The 26589-nt window shown below is 68.7% G+C and carries 20 protein-coding genes and 1 pseudogene; 7 read left to right on the forward strand and 14 right to left on the reverse strand.

The features are described 5' to 3' along the window. Positions 1-22: 22 nt before the first annotated feature. Positions 23-1102 carry a phospho-N-acetylmuramoyl-pentapeptide-transferase gene (mraY, locus tag BLU27_RS11600; RefSeq protein ID WP_092653166.1) on the reverse strand — a complete coding sequence of 360 codons (1080 nt, stop codon included), beginning with the start codon at positions 1100-1102 and terminating at the stop codon, positions 23-25. Positions 1103-1312: 210 nt separating this feature from the next. Here mraY and BLU27_RS11605 point away from each other — a divergent pair, with 210 nt between their 5' ends. The 4 genes from BLU27_RS11605 (at position 1313) to dgoD (ending at position 7741) form a co-directional block, all read left to right on the forward strand. Beyond that, positions 1313-4066 carry a glycoside hydrolase family 84 protein gene (locus BLU27_RS11605; protein WP_241827920.1) on the forward strand — a complete coding sequence of 918 codons (2754 nt, stop codon included), beginning with the start codon at positions 1313-1315 and terminating at the stop codon, positions 4064-4066. Positions 4067-4774: 708 nt separating this feature from the next. Then, entirely contained in the window at positions 4775-5542 is a 768-nt protein-coding gene (locus BLU27_RS11610) for a phytanoyl-CoA dioxygenase family protein (protein ID WP_092653168.1), read from the forward strand. After that, the gene (locus tag BLU27_RS11615; protein ID WP_197681793.1) at positions 5527-6486 is read left to right on the forward strand and encodes an NAD-dependent epimerase/dehydratase family protein; all 960 of its coding nucleotides are present in this window, start codon (positions 5527-5529) and stop codon (positions 6484-6486) included. Before BLU27_RS11610 ends, BLU27_RS11615 begins: the two co-directional genes overlap by 16 nt. Positions 6487-6592: 106 nt before the next feature. Further along, positions 6593-7741 (forward strand): galactonate dehydratase, encoded by a 1149-nt coding sequence (gene dgoD / locus BLU27_RS11620; RefSeq protein ID WP_092653170.1) that lies wholly within the window; start codon positions 6593-6595, stop codon positions 7739-7741. Between the two features lie 35 nt (positions 7742-7776). On the opposite strand, the gene BLU27_RS11625 is transcribed toward dgoD, so the two are convergent. From BLU27_RS11625 to BLU27_RS11675, 12 genes and pseudogenes are all read right to left on the reverse strand, one after another. Further along, a complete protein-coding gene (locus tag BLU27_RS11625; RefSeq protein ID WP_092653172.1) occupies positions 7777-8496 on the reverse strand; it encodes a cation:proton antiporter domain-containing protein in 720 nt (239 codons plus the stop codon). Beyond that, complete coding sequence (locus tag BLU27_RS11630; protein WP_092653174.1) at positions 8490-8804, reverse strand: cation:proton antiporter domain-containing protein; 315 nt, start codon at positions 8802-8804, stop codon at positions 8490-8492. Before BLU27_RS11630 ends, BLU27_RS11625 begins: the two co-directional genes overlap by 7 nt. A 24-nt stretch (positions 8805-8828) precedes the next feature. After that, positions 8829-11720, reverse strand: a complete 2892-nt coding sequence (locus tag BLU27_RS11635) for an eCIS core domain-containing protein (RefSeq protein WP_206744649.1) — start codon at positions 11718-11720, stop codon at positions 8829-8831. A gap of 127 nt (positions 11721-11847) precedes the next feature. Further along, the gene (locus tag BLU27_RS11640) at positions 11848-12699 is read right to left on the reverse strand and encodes an NlpC/P60 family protein (RefSeq protein ID WP_157728456.1); all 852 of its coding nucleotides are present in this window, start codon (positions 12697-12699) and stop codon (positions 11848-11850) included. A 358-nt stretch (positions 12700-13057) separates the two neighbouring features. Beyond that, a complete protein-coding gene (locus tag BLU27_RS11645; RefSeq protein ID WP_092653180.1) occupies positions 13058-14092 on the reverse strand; it encodes a LacI family DNA-binding transcriptional regulator in 1035 nt (344 codons plus the stop codon). Positions 14093-14178: 86 nt separating this feature from the next. Further along, a complete protein-coding gene (locus BLU27_RS11650) occupies positions 14179-15666 on the reverse strand; it encodes an extracellular solute-binding protein (protein WP_092653182.1) in 1488 nt (495 codons plus the stop codon). Positions 15667-15721: 55 nt separating this feature from the next. After that, positions 15722-15979: a sulfatase/phosphatase domain-containing protein gene (locus BLU27_RS29850; protein WP_197682015.1), complete on the reverse strand. Its 258-nt coding sequence runs from the start codon at positions 15977-15979 to the stop codon at positions 15722-15724. Between the two features lie 271 nt (positions 15980-16250). Further along, positions 16251-17180, reverse strand: a pseudogene (locus BLU27_RS31220) (sulfatase-like hydrolase/transferase); the annotation flags it as partial. A 29-nt stretch (positions 17181-17209) separates the two neighbouring features. After that, the gene (locus BLU27_RS11660; RefSeq protein WP_241827921.1) at positions 17210-19153 is read right to left on the reverse strand and encodes a glycoside hydrolase family 2 protein; all 1944 of its coding nucleotides are present in this window, start codon (positions 19151-19153) and stop codon (positions 17210-17212) included. Positions 19154-19209: 56 nt separating this feature from the next. Continuing rightward, complete coding sequence (locus BLU27_RS11665) at positions 19210-20646, reverse strand: sulfatase family protein (protein WP_092653184.1); 1437 nt, start codon at positions 20644-20646, stop codon at positions 19210-19212. Continuing rightward, positions 20643-21509, reverse strand: coding sequence for a carbohydrate ABC transporter permease (locus tag BLU27_RS11670; protein WP_092653186.1), 867 nt, complete (start codon positions 21507-21509; stop codon positions 20643-20645). The genes BLU27_RS11665 and BLU27_RS11670 overlap by 4 nt, the downstream gene beginning before the upstream one ends. Further along, positions 21506-22471 (reverse strand): carbohydrate ABC transporter permease, encoded by a 966-nt coding sequence (locus BLU27_RS11675; RefSeq protein ID WP_241827922.1) that lies wholly within the window; start codon positions 22469-22471, stop codon positions 21506-21508. The genes BLU27_RS11670 and BLU27_RS11675 overlap by 4 nt, the downstream gene beginning before the upstream one ends. Positions 22472-22586: 115 nt before the next feature. Between BLU27_RS11675 and BLU27_RS11680 the strand changes: the two genes are divergently transcribed. Then, a complete protein-coding gene (locus tag BLU27_RS11680) occupies positions 22587-23633 on the forward strand; it encodes a glycoside hydrolase family 43 protein (RefSeq protein ID WP_092653190.1) in 1047 nt (348 codons plus the stop codon). Positions 23634-23693: 60 nt separating this feature from the next. Further along, positions 23694-24824 (forward strand): zinc-binding dehydrogenase, encoded by a 1131-nt coding sequence (locus tag BLU27_RS11685; RefSeq protein WP_197681795.1) that lies wholly within the window; start codon positions 23694-23696, stop codon positions 24822-24824. Between the two features lie 39 nt (positions 24825-24863). Here the strand turns inward: BLU27_RS11685 and BLU27_RS11690 are convergent, their stop codons facing one another. Continuing rightward, positions 24864-25172, reverse strand: coding sequence for a hypothetical protein (locus BLU27_RS11690; protein ID WP_092653194.1), 309 nt, complete (start codon positions 25170-25172; stop codon positions 24864-24866). 383 nt (positions 25173-25555) lie between these two features. Between BLU27_RS11690 and BLU27_RS11695 the strand changes: the two genes are divergently transcribed. Then, complete coding sequence (locus BLU27_RS11695; RefSeq protein WP_092653196.1) at positions 25556-26497, forward strand: AEC family transporter; 942 nt, start codon at positions 25556-25558, stop codon at positions 26495-26497. Positions 26498-26589: the final 92 nt, after the last annotated feature.

A 26589-nucleotide genomic window follows, 5' to 3' on the forward strand; every position in this document is an offset into this window, starting at 1 on the left:
GGCTAGACCATGCCGAAGCGGCTCAGGAGTAGGTGAGCCACTCTGCGTAGAACATGCCGAGTCCCGAGGCGACGAGGATGCCGCAGACGATCCAGAAGCGGATCACGATGGTGATCTCCGGCCAGCCCTTGAGAGTGAAGTGGTGCTGGATGGGCGAGCTCAGGAAGATCCGGCGCGGGGTGCCGGTGAGTCGCCTGGTCAGTTTGAAGTAGCCGCGCTGCAGGATCACCGACCCGTTCGCCGCGACGTACAACCCGCCGATGACGACGAGGAGCAGCTCGGTCCGGGTCGTGATCGCGAGCCCCGCGACGGCGCCACCGAGCCCCAGTGCGCCGGTGTCACCCATGATGATGCGTGCCGGATTGGCGTTCCACCACAAGAACCCGCCGCAGGCGGCTGCCAGCGAGAACGCGAGTACGGCGAGGTCGTACGGGTCGCGTGCCTGGTAGCAGCCGGGCACGTCGGCCGCGGCGCAGGACTGGTTGAACTGCCAGACGCAGATGATCGTGTAGCCCGCGAAGACGAGGACGCAGGTGCCGGCGGCGAGCCCGTCCAGACCGTCCACGAGGTTCACGCCGTTGGAGGTGGCCGACACCATGAACAGTGCCCAGAGCACGAAGAACACGGCCCCCAACCGGAGACCGGGCAGATCACGCATGAACGACACCAACGTCGACGCGGGCGTGAGTCCGTCCGCGTCGGGTAACCGGATCGCGACGACGGCGAACACGACGGCGACGAGCGTCTGGCCGACCAGCTTCGTGCGGCCACGCAGACCGAGGTTCCGTTCCCGGGTGATCTTCAGGTAGTCGTCGAGAAAACCGACCACGCCGAGACCGACCAGCAGGAACAGGACGAGCATGCCTGACGCCGACGGGCCCACACCGCCGACGAGGTGTGCGACCAGGTAGCCGACGGTGGCGGCGGCGATGACGACGGTGCCACCCATCGTCGGGACGCCCTGCTTGACCTGGTGCTCCATCGGCATCTCGTCGTGGATCGGCTGTCCGAGTCTCCTCCGCAGGAAGAATCTGGCCACGGCGGGAGTCGACGCCAGGGACAGGACGAGGGAGAGAGCGCCGCCGAACATGATCGCCTTCATGACACCGCCGTGGGGGAGGGGAACGGTAACGGGACCGGTCCCGTCCGACCACGGCCGTGGTCGGACGTCGTCGGCCGTGGATCACGGCTGACCTTGACGACGCCGTACCCCTGCCCGGAGGATGCCCGGACCGGCACCATCTCTTTGCGTTCGCGTACGTTCATCCAGAGTCACGTCGCATCGCGATGACGTGACAGGTGAGGAGGCACGGTGGCCGCCCGACTCAGAGCAGCCCTGACCATGCTGGCGGTGGCGGTGCTCGTGCCCATGTCCGGAGCGGTCCCGTCGGCTTCGGCCGTGCCCAAGAGCGCCTCGGTGGCCCGCCCGCCGGCCGGATCCGTCGCCACTCCCGACGTCCCGAGGGTGTGGCCGACCCCTCAGCGGGAGACGTCCCGCGACGATGGTTTCCCGATCACTCCGGTCGTGGGTCTGGTCCGAGGACGGACGACGGATGCCGCGGCGGAGAAGGTGGTCAGGGGTACGCTCACCCGGGCGGGCGTCAAAGACATCGTTGCCACAGACGGGCGGGATCCGCACACGCCGGTGACGGTGTGGCTCGGCGGAGGAGCGGAAGTCCTCGCGAAGCTGGGCGTCGACGGTCCGTCGGGGCTACCGGCAGAGGGTTACGTGCTCGCCACAGGTCGTACTCCCGACGACCGCAAGCACGTGGTGCTGGGGGGCGTCGACGTCGACGGTACCTACTATGCCGCGCAGACGCTCCGGCAGCTGGTGAGGCCGCACGCGGGCCTGGAGCAACTGCCCGGCGTCGCGATCCGGGACTGGCCGAGCATGCGGTACCGCGGCTCGATCGAGGGCTTCTACGGAACGCCGTACACCCAGGCGGACCGGCTCGACCACGTGGACTACCTCGGTGCGCACAAGATGAACACCTACGAGTACGCGCCGAAGGACGACCCGTTCCACCGCGAACGCTGGCGGGACCCCTATCCGGCGGACAAGCTGGCCGAACTCGGCACGCTGGTCGACCGAGCGCGTCGAAACCACGTCGACTTCACGTTCGCGCTGTCGCCGGGGCTGTCGATCTGCTACTCCTCCAAGGCCGACCTCGACGCCCTGCTGGCGAAGTTCGACGCGATCTACGCTCTCGGCGGCCGGTCGTTCAACGTTCCGCTGGACGACATCGACTACAACACCTGGCACTGCGACGAGGATCCGGCGAAGTTCGGGACCGGCGCGGCGGGTGCGGGCAAGGCCCAGGCCTACCTCCTGAACCGGGTGCAAGCATGGGTTGACAGCAAGGGAGACGTGGCACCGCTGCAGATGGTGCCGACGGAGTACTACAACACCACCGAGTCGCCGTACAAGAAGGCAGTTCGGGAGAACCTCGACCCCCATGTCGTCGTGCACTGGACCGGTGTGGGCGTGGTGCCGACCACGATCACCAACGCCCAGGCTGCCGCGGCCAGGAAGGTGTTCGGCCACCAGGTCCTGGTCTGGGACAACTACCCCGTCAACGACTACATTGCCGGCCGGCTGCCCCTCGGCCCCTACACCGGGCGTGAGCGCGGGCTGTCCGAGCACGTCGTCGGCGTGATCTCCAACCCGTCGAACCAGGCCGCGACCAGCAAGCCGGCGTTGTTCTCCTTCGCCGACTTCTCCTGGCACGACGCGACGTTCGACGACCGCACGGCCTGGGAGGCGGCGCTGAACGAGCTTGCCGGCGGGGACGCCGCCACGGCTGCCGCGCTGCGCGTGTTCGCGGACGTGTCGACCTACGACGGAACGCTGCACAAGACCCAGGCTCCCGAGTTGCGTCAGCGGATCGACACCTTCTGGTCTGCTTGGCAGACCGGTGACCGCGCTGCGGCGATCGCAACGCTGCGGGCCTACGTCCGATCTCTGGGCGCGGCGCCGAGCGTGATCCGTGCCGGAGTGACGGACCCGCGGTTCGTGCCCGAGGCGGCTGCCTGGCTGGACGCGACCGAACTGTGGGCGAAGGCCGGCCTCACGGCGTTGGACATGCTCGACGCCCAGGAGGCCGGTGACGGAGCGCGGGCGTGGCGGGACCGCCAGCAGATCGCACCGCTGATCGCACGGGCGAAGGCCATCCGGGACTCCAGGGCTCCGCACAACAGCACCTACCCGCGGATCGCCGACGGAGTGCTGGACAAGTTCATCGCCGATGCCGAGGAGGCGGGCGACCACTGGCTCGGGCTGACGAAGACCAGGCCCGTGCCGACGACGACGCTCGGGACCTACGCCGACAACGCGCCGGAACGCATGGTCGACGGCGACCCGGGCACCTTCTACTGGACCGACGGGCCGCCGTCGCCCGGGGATCTGGTAGGCGTCGACCTGCGCGCCGTGCACGAGATCGGCGACGTCGCCGTACTGATGTCGAAGTCGAGCAGCCCGAACGACTACATCCACACCGGCCTGCTCGAGTACTCCGCCGACGGTCGCTCGTGGACGACGCTCACCACCGGGACCACTGCGGAGGTACGGGCAACCGCGCCGGCGGGTACGAGTGCGAGGTACGTCCGCTACCGGGCCACCGGCGGCAACGACGGCTACTGGCTGGTGGTGCGGGAGTTCTCCGTCGAGGTACGCGACTCCCAGGACGTGACGTACTCGGTGTCGGGAGGGCCGCCCGCTGCCGAAGGATCGTCGCTTCGCGCCGCGGCCGACAGCGACGTCGACGCGTGGTACCGCGCGGCGAGGAGCCCGGCAGAAGGTGACGCGCTCCTGGTGACGGCGTCGCAGAGCAGGCCGCTGGCCGATGTCGTCGTACTGTCGTCGGCGGATGCCCGGGCGACAGTTCAGGTGCGCGACGGCTCGGGGCGCTGGCGCACGCTGGGCACCCTGGCTCCCGACTTCACCGAACTGTCCGCAGGCGGGCTGGAGACCGATGCCATCCGGCTGGTGTGGTCGCAGGGCGCCCCACCGCCCGAGGTGGCCGAGATCATCTTCCGGTACGCCGGCGGTGGTGGCGACGCCCACTGACGGGTGGCCCGCCCGGGGACGCATCAACGGAATGAGGCACGCGTGAGGCATTCACGGACCTTGCGCTCCATCCGACTATTCGTTCACGCTCAAGTACTTCCAGGGCAAGTGCGGCGGGAAGTCGAGCGGCAGGAGGTTGATCACCGTCCGCGACGACGAGGCCACCGACACGAAGCCCCTGAACGCGCCGGCCAGAGGGAGTTCCTGGCCAGAGGGCGCCCCCACGCTCAAGGAGCTGTACATGGAAGCATTGGACCTTACGAGGTCTGGCGCCTACGACGTCCTCCACATCAAGTACGAAGACGGTCGGTACGATCGGCGGCCGACCAGTTTCTACTACCTGGACCGAGGGTCTGACGGGTCGGAGGGTTGCGAGACCTTCACGCACTTCCGGCCGCTGTCGGCAAGTTCGGATTGACGGCGGGCCGGTCGTCCGTAAGAGCAAGGCTTGCCGAGGTGAGAACTCGACCGGATACCGGCAGCCGGCCAGGACGGATTCCGAACACGACCCGCAGTGTGACGGTGACGGTGACCGCCGGCTCGGCGAGGCCGGTACCGGCAGGCGGGCGGGTCTCGTTGACACCCAAATCGGGGCGCGGCTAGCGTCGAAGATTGATCTCGCGTGATGTCCGCCCACTGCCGTGCCGATGTGCGCAGAGCTCCCTCGTTTGGTCGACGTAGCCGTTCGGGCTGCCGAAAGGGAAAGTGATGCTGGATTCATTCCAGGAGCAGGGGTACGCGGTCTTCCCGGACTTCCTCGGCAAGGAAGAAATCGACACGTTGAAGGCGGCTGTCGACGTGCACGCGTCGGCCAGGCCGCAGCGCAACGCGTACGAGAACGAGCAGATCGGCGCGCTCACCTGGCATCCGCGGGCACTCGAGCAGGTGGACAAGGTGATGGGTGGCGAGCGGTACGTCTTCCACCACATCCACGCGGCGCGGCACGACGCCGGCACCAGGGGCGTTGCCTGGCACCAGGACTACGAGCAGTACCCCCAGACCAACCGTTCGCACCTGATGGTGCACGTGTTCTTCTATCTCAACGGGCTCAACGGCACGATCGGCGACCTGCTCCTGGTACCCGGATCGCAACACCACGCCGTGGACAGCAACGCGCTGACGTTCCTCGGTGACTCCGACCTGCCGGGGTCCATCACGGTCGACGACGTCTCGCCCGGCTCGATGCTGATCGTGCACTCGGGGATGTGGCACGCACGTCGCGCGAAGCCCGGTGGTGAGGACAGCCCGCGCTTCTTCATCGACATGTCGTTCTGCCAGTCCGGGGTGAAGTGGCCGTCGTACGGCCGCGGGGACGGCATGCTCGCCGACCTGCGGGCTCGGCACGAGGCCGACGGTGGCACCCGGCCCTGGTTGTTCGACGAGGAGCAGTTCTTCGACTCCACGGGCGCGCGCCAGCAGACCAGGAACCTGCAGGGCAGCGTCATTCTCGACCTTCCGCAGTGGCAGAACTCGTGAGGCTGCTCGTCACCGGCGCCACCGGCAAGGTGGGCCGGGCCCTCGTCGATCGTCTCCAGGGGACCTGCGAGATCCGCGCGCTCTGCCACAACAGGAGCCTCGACGTCGACGGCGTCGAGTCGGTGTTCGGATCGATCGCCGACCGGGACGCCGTACGCCAGGCGATGGCGGGGGTGACCCATGTCGTCCACCTGGCGACGTGCAAGGAGACGCCCGACGAGATCATGGACGTGGCGGTCAAGGGTCTGTTCTGGCTGCTGGAGGAAGCGCGGGAGAGCCCGGCGTTCGAGCGCTTCGTCCTCATCGGCGGTGACGCGGCCGTCGGCCACTTCGTCTACAAGCACCCGGTGCCGGTGACCGAGACGCAGCGGCACACCGCGTACGAGGGATGCTACGCGCTGTCGAAGGTGCTCGAGGAGGTGATGCTCGAGCAGTACCAGATCGCGTACGGCCTGAACTCCACCTGCCTGCGAGCGCCCTGGATCATGGACCGGGACGACTTCAGGTACTCCCTGTCGTTCGGCACCGACCAGTTCGGCGGCCCGCCGTGGCGCGAGCTCGTGGACGGTGACGTCCCGGAGGGTGCGGTCCCACTGGCGCTGGACGCCGACGGGCATCCGCTGAAGCGCAACTTCGTCCACGTCAGCGATCTGGTCGAGGCGATCGCCATCGCGCTGGAGCACCCGGCGGCCCTCGGCCAGACCTTCAACATCTGCATGGACGAGCCGGTCGACTACCAGCAAGTGGCGGATCACCTCGCGAGTACGCGTGGCCTGCCGGCCGTGAAGGTGCCGACGCCTCACCACTCGACCTGGCTGGACAACGCCAAGGCGAAGCTGCTGCTCGGCTGGAAACCGAAGTACGACACCGAACGCCTCATCGACGAGGCCTGGGACTACCAGCGAAGCCCCGACGACCCACGGATCGTCTGGTATCCCGGATAACGTGCGTCGTTCGCATCGCCCGCCGCCGCCCGGGCCGTCCGGTCGGCGGCGAGCGGGCGTTTCGGACACACGACGCGTACGCCCGGACGGATGGTCAGGGGAGTCGATGAAGATCGTCAGGCTGGAGACGTTTCTCGTCCCACCGCGGTGGTTGTTCGTCCGCGTGGAGACCGACGAGGGAGTGGTCGGCTGGGGCGAGCCGGTGCTGGAGGGACGAGCCGGCACCGTACGCGCGGCGGTGCACGAGTTGGGCGAGCTGCTGATCGGCGTCGACCCGCTGCGGATCGAGGACAACTGGCAGCTGCTCGCCAAGGGCGCCTTCTACCGCGGCGGTCCGATCCTGTCCAGCGCCGTCGCCGGCATCGACCAGGCGCTGTGGGACATCGCCGGAAATGTACGCGGGGCCGCTGTCCACGAACTGCTCGGCGGACCGGTCCGTGAACGAGTCCGCATGTACGGCTGGGTCGCCGGTGACGAGCCGGGTGCCATCGCAGACAGCGCGGCTCGGGCGGTCGCCGCCGGCCTCACGGCGGTGAAACTGCTTGGTTGCCCGGGCACTCTCGGCCCCATCGACACACCAGCCCAGACCGACCTTCTCCTGCGCCGGGTGGCGGCTGTCCGTGAGGTTCTCGGGCCCGATCGCGACCTGGCGATCGACTTCCACGGCAGGTTCTCGCCCCCGATGGCCCGCCGCGTCCTCCCGCTGCTGGAGCCGTTCGAGCCGCTGTTCGTGGAGGAACCGGTGCTGCCGGAGTTCGGCCACCTGCTGCCGGAGATCGTCGCCTGCACCAGCATCCCGGTCGCCACCGGCGAACGCCTGTTCTCCCGCAGTGACTTCCTCCCTGCTCTCCAGGCAGGCATCGCGGTCGCCCAGCCGGACCTGTCCCACGCCGGCGGAATCTCCGAGGTACGCCGGATCGCCGTGGTGGCCGAGACGTTCGGGGCGTCGCTGGCGCCGCACTGCCCGCTCGGGCCGCTCGCGCTGGCCGCGTCGCTGCAGGTTGATCTCGCCACCCCCAACTTCCTCGTCCAGGAACAGGCGCTCGGCCTGGAAGCCGACGGCGGCAGGCAGGTGCTGGCCGGACTGGTCGACGAGCGGCCGTTCACGTTGGTGGACGGCCACCTGGTGCGGCCACCCGGTCCCGGGCTCGGTGTTCAGGTGGACGAGCAGGCGGTACGCCGGGCCGCGGAGATCGGGCACAGCTATCGGATCACTCCGTGGCGCCACCACGACGGGTCCCTCGCCGAACTCTGAAGCCGGGCTTGAGGAGGGTGCTTCCGCGAGACGTCCTAGCCGAGGTCGCGAACCGCGCGTGTCTCGACGTCCCGGAGTGCCCTGTCGGCCACCTCGGCACTGACGGTGCCGCGGCGGCGGCTGTCCAGGACGTGTTGACGTTCGACGTCGGTGGCACGCCGCAGGACCTTGCGTAGCTGCTCGGCCGGGTCCCTCTCGTTCTCGGACGCCTCGGCCCGGCGGGCTTCCTCCATCGCAGTCTGCGCCGACACGTAGCCCTCGTACTGAAGTACGGCGGCGCGGCGTACCGTGTCCGCAAGGTGTTCGGGCTCGATGGGGCGGATCTCCTCCAGAGCCGTAGTGGCGGCCTCCCTGCGAAGCCGTGCCACCGAACGACTGTCGTCGTCCTCGCTTCCCACCCGCAGCCAGGTGGTCGACGGAGCAAGGGTGAGTCCCTGCACGAGCAGGGTCACCAGCACGCAGCTCATGGCGACCACCACGATGTCGTCCCGCCGGGACAAGCCCACCAGGAAGTCCGCGTAGGACCAGACGGAACGCCCGAGCAGCCAGCCCTGGGAGGTGGTCGCGTGGTGTGCGCGGCTGCGAAGGTACAACCCCAGCACCAGAACGGCGAGTACCCCGGAACCCCGCAGGTGGTCGGCGCCGACGTAGGCGACGAACGGAACGAGCACGGTCACGGTCGTCTCGGCGTAGGCGTCCCGGATCCGGGCGAGGGCGAGCTGCGCGACCACCCCGGCGAGCAGGCCGGTCAGCACCCCACAACCACCGCGAGGACGAGTTCGGTACCCACGCTGGTGAACCACAGCGAGCCGGCCAGCGGGTCCGGCGGAGAGACCACGGCGCCGAGGATTGCCGCGGTGGTCCAGGACAGTCGGCAGGCGTGAGCGACCACGGCGACCACAGCCGCGGTGGCCAGGGTGAGTCCGATGGCGAGCCAGGCAACGGCCGCCAGGTGCCGGCGGAACTCCGTCACGGTGGTGCGCTGCGTGGCGGCGAAGAGCAGAGGGGGAAGGACCACCGGCAGGATCAGGTCCGAATCCGGACTGGCAGCGACGTCAACCAAAACTTGACATCGTGCGTCCCACCGTCAGTCGTTGACGAGCACCTGGTACGCGTGGCCGTGCATGCCGACGTGGAGGAACCGGCCGGATGCGGAGATGGTGGTGGTGAAGTCGCCGAAGCTGACCGGATGCCGGAGAGGCAGGCTGTTGCGCACCCTGCCGGTTGCCGGGTCCAGGTGGTGCAGGTGCCCGCGCGATCCCACGAACAGCCGGGGTCCGCGCAGGGACACGCTGACCGGACCGGGTTCCTCGTCCTTGTCGTCGAGGTCGACCCACCAGCGGACCCTGGACCAGTCGTTCAGGTCGACTGCGTACACCCGTCCGTCCACCGCCGCGATCACCTCCGTGACACCAGCGGACAGTGACATCGCGTGGTCCCCGGCGCTGCCGGTCAGGGCAAGCCGGTGCAGCACCGCACCGGTTGTGGGATCGATGTCATAGAGCTGGCCCGCGGAGCCGGCGAGGAGCCGGCCGCCGCTCCACAACACCGAGACGGCCCGGGATGGCCGCCTGCCGGACTTCGTGAGGTCGGCACGCCATCGGGCCTTCCGGTCCGCCGAGGTCATGCCGTACACGTGGCCCGGAGTCCCGGCGAACACCATCGCACCGTCGCCGGCCAGAGTCGTCTCGTGGCCTCCGAAGCCAAGTGTGTGCTCGAGCCGATGCCTGCGCAGCAGTGTCGCGGTCGTCGGGTCGATCTCGGACACCTGGCCGGAGTATCCCGCGAGCAGCCGGTGTCCGTCCCACAGCACGCTGACCGGTCCTCGGTCGAGCGGGTTCGGCCCGTGCAGGGACAACTCCCACCGCGGGCTCAGGTCGGACAGCGCCAGACCGTGCAGACGGCCGTGGACACCGACGAACAACGTGGTTCCGTCGGTGGCCAGCCGGGTGTCACGACTGCCCAACATCCCCAGATCCGCCAGGCGGCGCCTGGTCCGGACGCTTCCCTTGGTGGCTTCGATCTCGTACGCGTGGCCGTTCGCGCCCGCGAACAGCCGCCCCCCGGACTCCACGACGTGCACCGGACGGTCGTCGGCCCCGTCGAGTTCCTGGCCCCACACCTCCGCGAGGTCCTGGTCCTGGGACACCACGCCCAGTCGGGGGGAGAACACCCGGACCACGATGTTCTGCAGTGCCGGCAGGAACGCCGAGAAGATGTTGTCCTCGAAGAACTCCCGTCGGCCCGTGTTCCACGCGGCGACCGGCTCCAGGTCGCCCGCCTCGGTGCGCACCATCGTAGGGAAGTGGCGACGGATGTCGCGAGCGCCGGACGACATCTCGCCGGTACGGATGAGCTCCTCCACCGCGGCCTGGGACAGCTGGGCGGCGCCGCTGGTCTGCCGGATGCCCTCGGCTCCGTCCCGGCCGGTCAGCAACGTGGCGTCACCCCACACCTCGTACGGCTCCGGGTGTGCCTGGGAGGCGACCCACAGGGAGTGGCTGTTGTAGTAGTCGTGTGCCATGGCGCAGGACAGTTGCGCGGCGTCGTTGGCGAGGAACCGGAGATACCTCTGGTACACCGTATGCGGGTCCTCCGGCCCGTCGACGACGAGGCCGCTGGCGCGTAGGCGCTCTTCGGCGGTCGGTAGCTCCTGCGTGGTCTGGGGATCGTTGGACGGCCCGGTGTAGCTGTCGTCGTACAGCTGGAAGCCCGCAAGGCCGGGTTGACGGTCCGCCGTCATGGCCGAGATGACGTCCAGGTCCGCCACGGGTACGAGATCCTGGCCGGCAGCCCATTCCACGAACCACTGCATTATCAACGTCTTGTTGACAAGGTGGCCCGCGGCGAAGGAGTCCTGAAGGAAGTGGTCGGCGTAGCCGGCGAAGGTCCAGGCCCGCCGCGCCAGCTCCGCGTCACCGGTGGCGTGCGCCTGCTTGGCAAGATCGCGGGCGATCAGGTGCGAGGTCTCCCAGCGATACCACGAGAACGGCGCGAAGTGGCAGGCGTTGCGCGCCAGCAGCCCACGGAAGTGGTCCTCGCGGAGCACGCCCAGGTCGCGGGTGAGCTCGTCCAGTTCGTCCCACTTCACCAGTCTGGTGACCATCTCGAAGTCGTACGGCGGGGAAGCCGAGCGGGCGAAGAACGCCCGCGGATCCGAGCCGCCCCGCAGCCGGCTGAGGTTGTTGTAGCCCTCCTGGCGGATCGTCTGCAGGATGGGCAGCAGGTGCCCCTCGTCCAGGGACTCCAGTGCGGGGGCGTTGGCCAGATAGTCGGGGAGAGCGTTCACCTCGCCGTAGGTCGCGAGCACGCGGTCCGGGCCGAGACGCAGCGTCCGGATCCACGGACACACGCGGCGGACCTGCTCCTCGGTGACCACGGTCGGGTCGTCCCGCCACAGTTCGCACAGGCGGATCTGGCGGTCGAGAATCTCCTGCCTGCGTCCGCCGGTGACGGCAGCGCCGGCGGGAAGCGGCGAGATCGCAACCAGGTCGTCGGTGGCCAGGTCGCCGAGGACCCTGTGCTCGTAGGAGACGTGGCGCTGGATGACCGGGCCCAGACCCGGGCGCACGACCGTCGGCCCGGCGGAATGTTCCGCGGCCCGCTGTCCGGCCACGAGCAGCTCCGCGCACCGGTCGGCGTCCTGCTCCGAGGTCGCGGCCGGCGCCACGCCGGAAGCCGCGGCACGCGCCTGCTGAACGACGTGAGCGGCCTCGTGGGCCAACAGCCGGAAACCGGCCGTGGTCTCGGGTCGGTAGGCGCCCGAGCGGAAGAAGACGTGGCTACCGCAGGTGAACGCGTCCGCCCGCAGCACCCTGGCGTGGCGATCTGCCGCGGTGTCGGTGTGGATCCGCACCGCGGACAGGTCGGCGCGCAGCCCCTGTCCAAGACGTTCCAGCAGGGTGGCCGGCAACTGCCGGCCACCCCGCTGGTCGCCGTGTTGGCCGAGCAGTGACAACGGTCCGGTGAGACGTCCCATCGAAGGCCCCAGGCTGTGATCGCGACGCATCGTCTCTCACGGTAGCGTCGCATCGGCCTTCACGCGCGTTGCCAGGCACGGCACGGATCCCAGACTCGGCGCCAACCGCGTCGGCGCACCGGATGGCTCAGTCCACGATCTTGTCGTAGCGGTACGGGAGATAGGTGCCGCGGGAGTCCTGAATCGGCCAGTCGTAGACGCTCTTGTGCGGCTGGTCCGGGTTCCCGCTGTGCTCCCACACGGTGAAGCTCGAGTGCGACGTGTCGTTCCACTTCACGAAGATCATCACGTGCCCGCCGGCGCCGCCGGTGTCCGGGCCCATGATCCCGAGCAGGTCGCCTGGCTTCAGGTCGTCCTTGCTGCGGAGTACGTGAGTGACGTCGGGCAGATCGATGGTGCTCCGGCCCGGAGCGTCGAGGTGCAGGGCCATCGAGGCGTAGCCGGAGCAGTCGGATCGGTACATGACTCCGTCCGGCGCCGCCGCGCTGCCGTTCATGTCGTAGCTGATCGACGGAGTCAGCCAGGTGCGCGCCCGCGCCAGGACCTCGGCCCGGCTGATGGTGCCGTCGGTGACCGACTTCGGTGCAGGCTTGGCCTTGTGGGTAACGGCCCTGGGTTTCACCGTGGCGGCCGGCTTCTTCGTCGCGACCTTCCTGGGCTCTGCCTTCCTCGTCCTGACCGGCGACGGCTTGGGCTTGGCCTTGCTCTTGTGATTGATCGCCTTGGGCGTGGTTTTGGGCGTTGACTTCGGGGTGGCGCGTTTCGTCGGCGCCTTGGTGGGCGTCGGTCGCGCGGTGGTGGGCCGGGCGGCCGGCGTCCTGGTGGGCGCCGCCGCGGCCAGATCAGCCGAGGCGTCCTTCGGTGGCGGGCTGTCGGACCTCATCGCGCCGACGGCGGCGGTGCCGCCGACCGCGACCAGAGCGACGGCCAAACCGGTCAGAAGATATCGAACGGCACCAAGCCGCTGAAAGAAATTCAAGGGAACTACTCCTTCTCAGCCGCAGAAGGGGTAGACCTTGGCATACGGACCTAACGCCCCATTCGGTTCCGGCGAATTCGATCCAGGCTAAGTGGTAGGCTCTCGCCGCAGCATGATCAACTAATGGCGACATCTGACGGAAGAAACCGTTTCAGGGCGGTTCGTCCAAGCCGTTTCGGGCGTTTGTTCGCAGATGCCGGTGTGGCATATCCCACATTAGCCGACCGAAACCGGCCCCAGAATTCGGTACCGATAAACATACAACTCATCCGGTTGAGGATCTCTCGGGGGTTATGCCGGTTTTCGCCGTATGTGAATACCTCGGTCCGAGGAGTAGCCCGCCCGGCCGCTGGCGGCGTCACTTCCTCCGGGACCGCCTGGTGCCGAGGGTGCTCTCCCGCGGCACGAGTTCGAACTCGGCGACCACCCGCCGCGCCGGGCGGTCGAGGCCGTCGATGCGCTCGACCAGCATGTCCACCGCGGTACGGGCGATCATCTGCTTGTCCGGGGAGATCGTCGACAGCGACGGGGTGCTCAGCCGGGCCGCCTCGATGTCGTCGATCCCCACCACCGCGACGTCCTCTGGCACCCGCCAGCCACGTGAGTGCAGTGTCCGGATCGCTCCGAGCGCCACCCGGTCGTTGAAGCAGAAGAGCGCGTCGAAGTCCCCGGCCGAGGCGAGCAGCTCGTCGACGGCGGCGGCGACGCCTTCGGGTGAGTGTTCGAGCTGGTGGACGACGAGCGCTGGGTCGAACGGCAGGTTCGCCCGGCCGAGTGCGTCGGTGTAGCCCTGCTGCCGCCGACCGGACTCCTGCGGGCGCTTGGCCCCCTGGGGTTGCGGCGGCGCCCCGATGACGGCGATCCGGCGGCGGCCGAGTCCGATCAGGTGTTCGGTGGCCGCCGCTGCCGCCGCCCGGCTGTCGATGGCCACGCTGTCGGCGGACCGCTGCAGCCGTTCGCCGAGCAGGACCAGCGGTGTCCGGTCCGGCCGGTTGCGCAGGTAGGAAGCCGTCAACGACCAGGGCTGCAGGATCATCCCGTCGATGAGGTGGCTCCGGAACCCCTCGGCCACCAGTTGCTCGCGTTCGCGCGCACCTTCGGTGCAGTCGATGAGTACGGTGAGGTCGCGGGTCTCGGCTTCCTTGACGATGAGGTGGGCGATCTCGGCGAAGTACGGACTGCGCATCGACGGAAGCGCCAACGCGATCAGGCCGGTACGCCCGCGACGAAGGTTTCGGGCCGAGATGTTGGGCCGGTAGTCGAGTTCGGCCAGGGCGCGTTCGACCTTCTCCTTCGTCTCGGGCGTCAGGTAGGGATAGTCGTTCAGGACGTTGGAGACCGTCTTGATCGACACTCCCGCCAGCTTGGCCACGTCCTTGATCGTCGCGCGCATTCGACCCACTCTCCTCGGCTGCCCGGGGGTCCGCCTGAGAGTACAACCCGACCCGTCGGGGCGCGGAGTTCCCGATCCTGGCAGGCCTAGGAGGAGCCGTACTTGTGGGTGCCGTAGTCCTCTCCGGGCTTCCAGTCGTCGAACTTCCAGTCGTCCTCGCTGACCTCGGCACCCTTGCCCGCGACCACCTTGATCGCCCGCGCCCGCTCGGCGGTGAGTTTGCCGGCGTACTCGGTCAGCGCCTTCCGGATGTCCTTGACCTGCCCGCCGAGTGCGCCCTGGACGAGGGTTCCGAGGTTGGGGTCGATCGGCTTCATCTCGGCGATCACGTCGGACACCGCGGCGTTCCGCGCGACCGGACTGGGCGCAAGCCTGACTTGCCGTCGGTAGAACTCGGCGGCCTGCTTGAAGGTCGGGTGGACGTTCGCCTTGTCCACCAGGCCGAGGTCGACCGGCATGGCGTCCATCTGCTCGGCCTCGCGGAGCATGACGTCCTCGGTGGCGAAGCGCCCGAGTAGTTCGGAGGCCTTGCCCGCCACCTCGGAACTTGCCGACAGCCAGAAGTCACCGGCCTTCGGCGCGCTGTAGAGCACCGGCGCCCGTCCGGCCTCGGCGACCGGGACCGGCGCGACGTCGAGCTTGTCCAGGAACTGCTTGAAGCCGTCGTTGACCACCCCGACGTTCCAGGGGCCGTCGAAGAAGACACCGGCGATCCCGGTCGTCCAGCGTGCCCTGGCCGTACGGGCGTCGAGAGAGGACGAGGCGGGGAAGAGAACACCGTCACGCTTCATCGACGCCAGGAACTCGATCGCGTGGACGAAGGCGTCGCTTCCATAGGTGTACTCACCGGTACGCGGGTCGACGCTGCCGACGCCTCCGGCCGCCTGGGCGAGGTCCTCGACGTGTTCTCCCATCCGGGGCGCGAACTGCAGCGGCGCGATCCATCCGTACGCCCCACCGCCGGTCCGCTTGATCGCGCGGGCGGTCTTGCGTACTCCGTCCCACGTGGTGACGTCGCGTGCAGGGTCGGCACCGGCCTTCTTCATCAGGTCGGTGTTGAACCACGTCAGTGTGGTGTACTGGCGGAAGGAGACCAGCGGCAGGGAGTACAGCTTGCCACCGTAGTGCGTGAATCCCTCCAGGAACGCGGACTTCGGTATCGCCGCCAGCGCCTTCTCGTCCAGGTCGATCGGCGCGAACCACCCCTGCTTGCGCAACCTGGCGGCCGGGACACCCAACCCGGCGGTCGTGAAGACGTCGGGCATCTGCTTGCTGCTGAACGCGAGCTGCAGTGCCTGACCCTGCTTGTTGGGGTTGTAGACCGTGTACTCCACGTGGACACCGGTCGACTTCTCGAACTCCGCGAAGATCTTCTCGTGCAGATCGGCCCGCGGCTGGAAGTGGTCCCACCAGCGCAGCGTTCGACCACGTCCGCCGCCCCCGCCACCGGAGGACCCGCTCGAGCGTTCGGTCGTACTCGGAGCCGTGTTGCAGGCACCGAGGCCGGCCGCACCGAGCAGGGCACCACCCGACGCGGCCAGGAACTTCCGGCGATTGACCATTCGGTTGACCATGCTTGCTTCCTCCTGCTCGGCGCCCGGCGCTCACGCGCGGGCGCTGCTGCCGCGATCAGGCTTCCTGGCGGCGGACGGTGAACGGGGCGAGATGGTTGTGCGGTGCGCGTCGCGGTTCGTACGCCGCGCGAGGAAGGTCGTCCACGACCCGGGTCGACCACCACAGCAGTTGCTCGGTCAGTGCGGCCCGGACCTCGGCCACTTCCGGGTCGTCCCACCGGTTGAACAGCTCCATCGGGTCCTCGGTCAGGTCGTGGAGCTCCCCTTGGCCGGTCACCTCGTAGACGAGCTTCCACCGGCCCTGCCGGACCATGCGGGACGTGCCGCTCTGGGTGACGCTGTTGAGCTCGTCGTACTTCGTTCCCTCGTAGGGAAAATGCAGCGGCGGCCGCTGGTCCTCGTCGTAGGGGATCCCGCCGTACCCCGCGTTCGGCGTAGACGCTCGCGAACTCCTCGGCCGGGTAGTTGCCGCCGGTCAGCACCGGCCACAGGCTGCGCCCCTGCACGCCGTACGGGATGTCCGCACCGACCGCCTCGCACAGGGTGGGGAACAGGTCGGCCAGGGACACGTGGTCGACAGTGTTGTCCGTGGCGACCACGTCGGGCCCGGCCAGCACGAACGGGATCCGCATCAGCACCTCCGGCATCCCGGCACCCTTGCGCTGCAGGCCGTAGTCACCGACGTAGTCCCCGTGGTCGGCGACGAAGACGACGAGGGTGTCGTCAAGTACGCCTTGCGCGTCGAGGTGGGCGAGCAGTCGGCGGATCTGGTCGTCGATCAGCCGCAGCATGCCGCAGTAGGTGGCGCGGTAGCGGCGCCAGTGCCGGTCGTAGCCCGGTCGCTTCTCTTCCAGCAGGTCGGCGAGCCACCTCCACGCACCGCCCTTGGCCTGCGCCGCCTCCGGCCCACAGGCGCGGTCGGGGACGTCCTCTTCGGGGAACATCGAGAAGTAGGGTTCGGGTGCCTGGTAGGGGTTGTGCGGCTCCGGAAAGGACACCCAGCCGAAGAACGGCCGGTCCGGATCGCGGCGGTCCAGCGCCTCGATCGCGTCGGAGACGATGCGGTGCGGATACTGGCACTCCAGCGGAAACGCTGTCGGTTCGAGCGTCGGGCCGTGGTCTATCCAACGCAGCCAGGCGGAGAACTCCCGCTGTTCGTCGGTGGAGTCCGGCCCACGTTCGTGCCAGTACGGACCGGCGAAGGAGTCGAAGTCGTCAGCGCCGCGGTACATGTGCGTCTTGCCGGCGAAGTGCAGGGAGTAGCCCGACGCGGCGAGCACGTCCAGCAGGTCCTCGCCGCGGAGCACCTCGTTGGTCGCGGAGTTCTGGCGTACGCGATGGGCCGACGGGAAGCGCCCGGTGAGCAGGCTGGTCCGCGCGGGCACGCACGCCGGGGCCGTCGTGTAGGCGTTGCGGAAGCGCGCCCCTGACGCGGCCACCGAGTCCAGGAACGGCATCGTGTCCAGCCCGAATCCCTCGCCGGCGGTGAAGCCGGCCCGGTGCTGGTCGGTCATCACCAGCAGGATGTTCGGACGTGGCGCGCTCACGGTGCCGTCTCCTTCCCGGGCGGTTTCTGCTGCTGTCGTTGCGCCTGCCGGGTGGCCCGGCGGTAGGCGTCCACCTCCTCCGCCGGGATCGCCCGGCTCGGCCGGGTGACGATCTCGTGGATCTGCTCGACGGGCAGCTTCGGCGTACGGTCCTCGGTGAGCAGGCCGTTGCGCTCCTGCTGGGTGTCGGTCAGCTGTGTGTAGCAGAAGCCCGCCAACTCCGGAGAGTCGAGAATGGCGCCGACGAGTTCGCCGAACCGGTCGCGCAGGGCCTCGGGGGAGTCGACCGTGCTGTAGCCGAACCACTTGTCGTCGGCTCGGGGGAGGTAGGACAGGCCGCCGAACTCGGTGAGCACGACCGGTTGTCCCTCGCGTTCCGGCTCGGTGAGCAGAACCTTGTGCCGTCCAGGTCCCGGCCCGTAGAGGGTCCGGCGGATCTCCTCGGGGCTGCCGTACCGCTCCTGGATACTGGCGCCACGAGGGGTGTAGTCGTGCACGCCCCAGATGTCGCTGTCGGTGTGCTCCCAGCCGTCGTTGGAGATCACCGGGCGGGTGGGGTCGATCGCCCTGGTCAGGTGGTAGAGCGCGGTGGCGAAGCTGCGCTGCTGCTCGGAGGTGGCGATGTGGGGGACGCCCCAGCTCTCGTTGAGGGGCACCCAGCACACGATGCAGGGGTGGCTTCGGTCCCGGCGTACGGCCTCGGTCCACTCCCGGGTCAGCCGGTCGACCGCACGGGTGGAGTACTCGAAGGTGTTGGCCATCTCACCCCAGACCAGAAGGCCGAGGCGGTCGCACCAGTAGAGGAAACGGGGATCCTCCACCTTCTGGTGCACGCGTACGCCGGTGAAGCCGAGCCCCTTGGTCAGCTCGACCTCGCGGCGCAGTGCGTCGGCGTCGGGGGCGGCGAGGTGTGACTGGGGCCAGAAACCCTGTTCGAGCACCATCCGCAGGTAGTACGGACGGCCGTTGAGCAGGAACAGCCCGTCCCGGATGCCGACGCTGCGCAGGCCTACGTAGCTGAACACCTCGTCGCCCGGTTGCTCGCCACCGTGCAGCGCCAACGTGGCGTCGACGAGAGTCGGTGACTCGGGCGACCACAGCAGCCGGCCGGCCCGGCCGCCGAGCAGGTCGGGAACGGTGAGGACGATGTGGGACGTCTGCTCGCCGACCTGGACCGTCTGCCGGGCTAGGAGTTCGCCGGTGAGGTCCAGCCGGACGTCGAGCTCGACCGGCGAGGCCGGCATCCGGTTGAGTGTCAACTCCAGCTGGACGGTGCCGGCCTCCAGGTCGGAAGTCCACGCCAGGCCGGCGATGTGGAGAGCCGGAACGGTCTCCAGCCAGACGGGCTGCCAGATTCCGGTGGTCCGGTCGTAGAAGATCCCTTCCGGCTCGGGGGACCGGCACTGCTTTCCGCGCGGCTGGCTCGCGTCGGTGGGCAGGTCCTCCGCACGGACGACGACGGTCTGCTCACCTCCGTCGCGCAGTGCCTCGGTGACGTCGAAAGTGAACGGCGTGTGTCCGCCCTCGTGGCCGCCGACCCGGGCGCCGTTGACCCACACCGTTGCGGAGTAGTCGACGGCGCCGAAGTGCAACAGGATCCGGTCGCCGTCCGGCGGTGGGACGGCCGTGAACGTTCGTTCGTACCACACCACCGGGTGGAAGCTCGGGTCGTGCACCTCCGACAGCTTCGACTCCGGCGGGTACGGAACCCGGATGTTGCGGTCGAACACCTCCGCCTTGCCGGACTCGAACCACCGCCGTGCCAGACCCTCGTCGCCGTCGTCGAAAGCGAAGCGCCACAGTCCGCAGAGGTCGGTCCACGTCTCGCGCCGGACCTGTGGGCGCGGATGCGCGGACGGATCGGCGGACGAGTCGGCCGTCGGGTCGGGGGCCGGGTCGGCCGTCGGGTCGGTGGCCGGGTCGATCGGCGGGTCGGTCACGAGTGTCCTCTCGGTGGCACGCGTTCGTACCTTGCCTTGGGGGTCGGCAGCTTCGCCTACCAGAACGCGTCACGTGGCTTGGTGCGGTCCTCGGTGGCGACCAGGACGTCCATGAGTTTCTCCTGCAGGACAAGCCGGTCCGTGGCGTGCGCCGGGTCGTCCCAGAGGTTTGTGACCTCATGGGGGTCGGCCGCGAGGTCGTAGAGCTCACCGGTCCGGCCCCTGCTGCCGGCGGGCTCGCCGTGGTGCACGACGAGCTTCCAGCGGTCGTGTCGCAACATCGTGGTGTGCACTGGCGGGTCGTACGGGTGACCGCTGTTGCGGTACTGCGACAAGGCCCAGTCCCGCGTCCACGCGCCGGAGTCGCCGCGGGCCAGCGGAAGCAGACTGGCGCCCTGGCCGCGGGCAAGCGGCGGGAGCCCGGCTACCTCAAGCAAGGTGGGAGCGAGGTCGATCCACTGCACGAGCTCCGTACGGCGTTCACCGGTCGGCAGCACGCCGGGCCAGCGGATCAGCAACGGGACCCGGACCGAACAGTCGTACATCATGGGGCCCTTGAGCATGAGCTGGTGGTCCCCGAGCATCTCACCGTGGTCGCTGGTGAAGACCACGACCGTGTTGTCGGTCAGGCCCTCCTCGTCCAGAGTGGCGAGGATGCGGCCCACCTCGTCGTCGACCAGAGTGACCATGGCGTAGTAGGCGGCCTTCACCTGCTGGAGTTCTGCCTCGGTGTACTCCACGAAACCCTTGGCGTGTCCGGCGTAGGACTCCTTCGACGCCTCGGTGTAGATGGCCGGCTTCGTCGCCAGTTCGTCGGGTGTGGTCACCGGCCGGGACAGCGCCTGCGGGTCGTAGCGGTTGACGTACTCCGGCGGTGCGCCGAAGCCGTGATGGGGGTCGAAGAAGTTCGCCACGAAGCAGAACGGCTTGTCGCGTTCACGTCCGGCACGCAGGAACTCCTGGGTCTCCAGGCCGATCCAGCGGCTGTAGTGCGCCTGCGTCGGCATCGTGTCGAACGTCACCGGCGAGGCCGGGTCGAGCGCGGCGGCGTGCAGTTCGGGGTGCGCGGCCCGCAGCCAGCGGTGGTAGGCGTTCTCCGACGAACCGGGGTAGGGGTCGTGCGCCCACCGGAAGACCCGGAAGCCGTCGTCGAGCCGCCGCTCCGTGCGCCCGGCGAAGCATGCTGACAAGTGCAGCTTGCCTACCAGCCCGCAGTCGTACCCGGCATCGGCCAGGTCCCTGGTGAACAGGCGTTCGTGGTCGGGCAGTCCCACGCCGTTGGCCCACAGGCCGTGATTGGCGACGTAGCGGCCGGTCATCAGGCTGGCCCGCGACGGTCCGCAGACGGGGTTCTGCACGTAGCAGTTCTCGAACAGCACTCCCTGCTCTGCCAGCCGGTCCAGGTGGGGGGTCTCGATCTCGTCGTTGCCGTACTCACGGACCGCGTCGAAACGTTGCTGGTCGGTGCAGATGAACAGGATGTTGGGTGTCATGACTTGACCGCTCCCGCGATTCCCTCGACGAAGTAGCGCTGCAACAACACAAAGATCACCACGACCGGCAGCAGCGAGATGGTCGCCGCGGCCGCCATGCCCGACCAGTCGGTGGAGTTCTCGCCGACGAACGCCAGCATGCCGACGCTCAGCGTCCGCAGATCCGGCCGGGAGAACGTGAACACCAACGGCAGGAAGAACGCGTTCCAGGTGGCGAGGAACGTCAACAGCGTCACGGTGGCTGTCACCGGCATCGCCAGCGGCAGCATGACCCGGAAGAAGATCGACCAGAAACCCGCGCCGTCCACGACCGCGGCCTCCTCGAGCTCACGCGGGATCTGGCGGAAGTAGCCGAGGTAGAGCAGGATCGCGGCGACGTGGGCGCCGCCGCTCAGCGCGACGACCATCCCGCCCAGGGAGTTCAGCAGGCCGAGCCGCTGGGAGATGTCGACCACCGGGATGATCGTGTAGCCGGTGGGCACGAACAGGGTCGCCACCAGCACGACCATGATCGCCTTCCGGCCGGCGAACCGGTGACGCGCGAGCACGTAGCCGGCCATCGCGCAGCGTACGACGACCACGACGACTGTCACCAGCGTGACGACCACGGTGTTCAGCAGGTAGCGGCCGAAGTGTGCGTCGTTCCAGGCCCGTGCGTAGTTGTCCCACACCGGTGACTTCGGAAGCAGCGACAGCCCGGAGACGAAGACCTCCATCTGGTCCTTCAGGGACGCCGCGACCATCCAGACGAACGGGTAGACCCACAGCGCGCATCCGATGGCCAGAAAGCCCGCGGCGATCCACCACGGCAGCCGGCGCGCGACCCGGCGCGCGACCCGGCCCGTGACCCGGCCCGCGCTCATGCTGTGCCTCGCGACTGGCGTACGGCCCTGATCCCCAGCAGCTGGAACAGGCCGACCAGGCACACGAACAGCCCGAAGACCACGGCAGCCGCGGAGGCGTAGCCGAGTTGGGGAACGGTCGCGGCGAACGCCCAGCGGTAGATGTAGATCTCCACGACCTCGGTCGCGTAGAACGGCCCACCGCCGGTCATGGTGAGCATCAGGTCGAACACCTTCAGCGTCGCCTCCAGCGACAGCAGGGTGATGATGACGAGGAAGGGCCGCAGGAGCGGCATCGTGACGTGCCGCATCAGCTTCCACGGGCCCGCGCCGTCGATCCGGGCCGCCTCGTACACCTCGTTCGGAATGGTCTGCAGCGCGGCCAGCCAGTAGACGAGGGTGATACCGAACCACTTCCAGACGTAGACGCCGCCGACGGTCCACAACGCGGTGGAGGAGTCGCCGAGGAAGTTGACGCCTTCGGACACGAGCCCGAGCCTTGTCAGCAGCAGGTTGACCGGTCCGCTGGCGGGATCGAAGACGAACTGCATCACGACGCCGACGATCGCGGTGGTGGTCACCACCGGAAGGAACAACGCGGTCCGGAACAGCGTCGAGAACGGCATCTTCGGCGAGTTGAGCACGATCGCGACCAGCAGGGTCGCGACCACCTGCAGGGGAACCGTCACCACCATGAACAGCACGGTGATCTTGAACGAGTTCCAGAACAGTGGGTCGGCGAGCACGTCACGGTAGTTCTGCAGACCGATCCAGCTCTTGTCCGCGCCGAACCCGTCCCATCTGAGGAAGGAGTACCAGTAGCTCGCGGCGATCGGGTAGACGGTGTACAGGCCGTACAGCACGACGGTCGGCGTCAGGAACAGCCAGATCCACAGCCGGGACCTGCTCGCGTCACGCGGCCTGCGGCCGGCAGGGCGCGACGTCCGTTCCTGGACGTCGTTCTCCAGCGTCGCGACGCTCAACCGGGCACACTCCCCATGGTTAGTACTACGTTGTACGAAGTCTTCTACAACTGCCCCGCAAAGATCAACTCCTCCGCGTCCGCACCCCAGCACAGGTCGGGAAAGGTGTCGAGTCATGCGAAGTCAGCGAACCTTCCGCGTAACGGCGTACCTGAGTGTGCTCGTCGTCCTGGTGGCGTCAGCCGAGGCCGGTCGGTCGGTCGCGCAGGCGTCGGGGCAGGAGCCGCGGCCCGTTTACGTCGCGCCCACCGGTGAGGCGGCCGACCCGGGCGTCGTGCGGGACGGCCAGGACTACTACGCCTTCATGACCGGTGGCCTGGCTCGCGTCGCCCTGGCCGACAATCCGAGAGGCCCGTGGCAGAGCATGCCGAACGCTCTGTCCCGGTGGGGTGAATGGGCGTCCGGGAAGGGCGCGGTGTGGGCTCCCGACGCTGTGCGGACCTCGGCCGGCTGGGTGCTGTACTACGCGGCGCAGGCAGAGGGATTCGCGGGCCAGCGCTGCATCGGCACCGCCGTGGCCGACCAGCCGGGCGGCCCGTACGAGCCGGCGGCCACCCCGTTGGTCTGCCCGATCCTGGGTGGTGAGGACCCCGCGGCCGACCGCCCCGACCAGACGTCGGGCGTGATCGACCCGTCGCCGTTCCAGGACGAGGACGGTACTCGCTACCTGCTGTACAAGACGCAGAAGACGCCGGGCACCATCCGGATGTTCCCGCTGTCACAGGACGGCCTGCACGGACGCGGCGAAGCCAGCCACGAACTCGTACGGCACTCCGACAGCATCGAGAATCCCGTGATGGTGCGACGCGACGGCCACTACTTCCTGTTCGCCGCCGCCAACTGGTACGACCAGTGCCGCTACTCCACGGTGTGGCGGCGTTCGGCGGACCTGTGGTCGTTCGCCGACAAGGACGAGCACGTGCTGCTCGACCAGGCCGGAACCGGCCTGTGCGGGCCCGGCGGAGCAGACGTGGTCACCGGTGGAGGCGGACCCGACCGGATCTTTCTGCACGCGTGGGTGTGCTCGGCCGGCAACGAGCCCTGTCGGTTCACCGGAGTCGTGACCGACCCGAACCGGCGGCGGGTGGTCTACGCGGCGGTCCTGTCCTGGGGGGCGGACGGCATCACCCCGCAGGTGCCGGCCTTCCTCCCGCCCGCGTAGAGCGCGCCGCGGGCCGGGATGGGACGATGTCGAACCCGACGAGGTGAGAGGGGTTCGGTCGTGGCCGCTGACCGCATGGAGGAGCTTTCCGTACGCGCGGCGGTTCTGGACTCGCCTGGGACGCCGCTGCGGGTCGAGGAGCTGTCGCTGCAGCCGCCTCGGGCGGGGGAGGTTCTCGTCCGGGTCACCGCCGCGGGTCTGTGCCACACCGACCTGCACTACCTGTCAGGTGACCTCGCGTGTACGACCCCGATCGTGCCCGGTCACGAGGGGGCCGGTGTGGTGGAGCAGGTCGGCGCCGGTGTCACGTCGGTGCGGCCCGGCGACTCGGTCGTACTCATGTGGCGGCCGCGCTGTGGCCGGTGTGCGTACTGCTCCTCCGGCCGGCCGGCCCTGTGCGATACCGCGCACGTCCAGATCACCACCAACGGCCTGCTGGACGGTACGACCCGGCTTCGCCGCGGCGACCAGGAGGTCAGGCACCTGCTCGGCGTCTCGTGTTTCGCCGAGCGCTGCGTGGTGGCCGAGCAGTCGGTGATCCGGATCCCGGACGACATCCCGCCACGGATCGCCTCACTCGTCGGATGCGCCGTGATCACCGGCGTCGGGTCGGTGCTCAACGTCGTCACCGACGCCGCGCGCAGCGGCATCCTCGTGATCGGGGCGGGCGGGGTCGGGCTGTCCTGCGTGCTCGGCGGCCGGCTCGCCGGAGCGTACCCCCTGATCGTCGCCGACGTGGTACCGCGGCGGCTGGAGCTCGCGGCCAGGCTCGGCGCGACCCACACCATCGACTCCGGCCGGAACGACCTCGGGCAGGCGGTCCGGGAGATCTGCCCCGAGGGTGTGGACTGGGCGCTGGAGGCGGTCGGCCGGGCACCGACGCTCGAACAGGCGGTGGCCTGCCTGCGCAAGGGCGGCACGCTGGTCGCGATCGGGCTCGGCGCGGTCGGAGCGACGTTCGAGGTCCCGATCAACCAGCTGGTGCAGCAGGAGAAGCGGCTGGTCGGCAGTCTCTACGGGAGCGCCAACACCGTGACGGACGTGCCGAAGCTGCTGGAGCTGTACAAGGCCGGCCGGCTTCCGCTGGAGGAGTTGGTCGGCCCGACGTACCCGCTGAGCCAGGTGAACGACGCCTGTCAGGCTCTGGTTGACGGTGCCGTCGGCCGGATCGTGCTCGAGGTCGACCGTTAGTCAGGGCGAAGAACCGAGGCGATCACCTCCGGGTGCGCGTCATGCCCACAGCGTCGGTAGCCAGGTCAGGGTGGCGGCCAGAGACGCGACAACGGCCGCAAACATGACCAGGACGACTACGGTCCACTTCGCGCCCAAGGGCTTTATCTGCTTTCCGGAACGCTGCGCCTCGGCCACCCTCGTGAACCACCTGGCGAAAATGACACGCATGATCACCATGGACATGGTTGCCAGGACGAAAAGCTGGAGTCCAGTGGCGTCGTTGTCATCACTTCTCCTCGACCTCCCATAGACGTAGAGGCCGCAGATCAACGACGTGAACAGTCCGACGACGAACCTTGCACCCACTCCCAGCGGTTTCCCGGAACGAGGCGAACCAGTGGCAGAGTGCCGAAGGCCACCGCAAGTGCGATGCCGGCCCCAACTGCCATGACCCGCACCTGGGTGAGGGAGAACGCGGCTTCCGGATACGCGGCTACCACGAGTACGTCAGGTGTCAACGTCGCTCCCCATTGCTCGACGTCGCGAAGTCGAAGTGCGGCTCCCCGTCCTCAAGCACCCCGAGAGAGTAGTACGTCCGGCAGTGCCACGATAGCGACCGGCGGTCGCGAGCGTTGCCCGGTAATGGCCCGGTAGCGTCCGGCGCGGCTCGACGTGGTTTGCTCGGTCTCCGGGTCACCGCCGCACGGCGACGTGGCGTGCGGTCGATCGGAAATCGAGGGAGCTTCGAAGTGTCTGGCGTGCTGGCCGGGTTCGCCACCATCGGCATGATCATCCTGGTGGGGTTCATCCTCGCCCACCTCGAAGTGCTGGACGCGACCGCGCAGCGTGTCCTGACCCGGACGGCGTTCTTCGTCGCCAGCCCGGCACTGATGGTGACCGTTCTCGGCCGCAGCGACGTGCACCAGCTGCTGTCGGCCAACCTGATCGCCTCGCTCGGCAGCGTGTTCGTGGTGGCCACCACCTACGTCCTGCTGGCCCGGCTGGTGTGGAAGCGAAGCCCCGCCGACACCGTGATCGGAACCTTCTCCGCCGCCTACGTGAACGCCGGCAACCTGGGCTTGCCGATTGCCGCGTACGCCCTGGGCGATGCCGCACTGATCGCGCCGATGCTGCTCGCGCAGTTGCTCGTACTCCAGCCGAGCGGGCTCACGGTGCTCGACGCCGTCACCCACGTCCCGCACCCAGGCATGTCCCGAGGTCGCAGGCTGCTGCTGCGGGTCACCAGGCCGTTACGTAACCCGCTGGCGATCGGTTCCCTCGTCGGCCTGGCGCTGGCGATCTCCGGGGTGAAGCTTCCGGTGGCCCTCAGCGGACCGCTCGGCCTGCTGGGCGGGATGGCGGTACCGTCGATGCTTCTGGCGTACGGCATCTCGCTGCGGCTGGGTCCCCGGCCCGGCGCCGGCGAACCACCGGTGCACGTCGCCACCATCCTGGCGCTGAAGCTCCTCGTCCAGCCGCTGGTCGCCTACCTGATCGGGGCGTACGTCGTCGGGCTCAGCGGGCACGCGCTCCTCGCCGTGACAGTGATCGCCGCCCTGCCCACTGCCCAGAACGTCTTCACGTTCGCCATGCGTTACGGGCGTGGGATCGTTCTCACCCGGGACGCGATCTTCTTCTCCACCATGTTGTCGCTGCCGGTGATCATCCTGATCACCTGGCTGCTCGCCTGACGGTCAGGGTGTTGCGGCGCACGTCATGCGCGAGGGACGGCAGCGACGGCGGCGACATGGTTCCCCGGGAAGACACCCGGTGACCGACCGCC

It is taken from the genome of Actinopolymorpha singaporensis (genome assembly GCF_900104745.1).
Lineage (GTDB): Bacteria > Actinomycetota > Actinomycetes > Propionibacteriales > Actinopolymorphaceae > Actinopolymorpha > Actinopolymorpha singaporensis.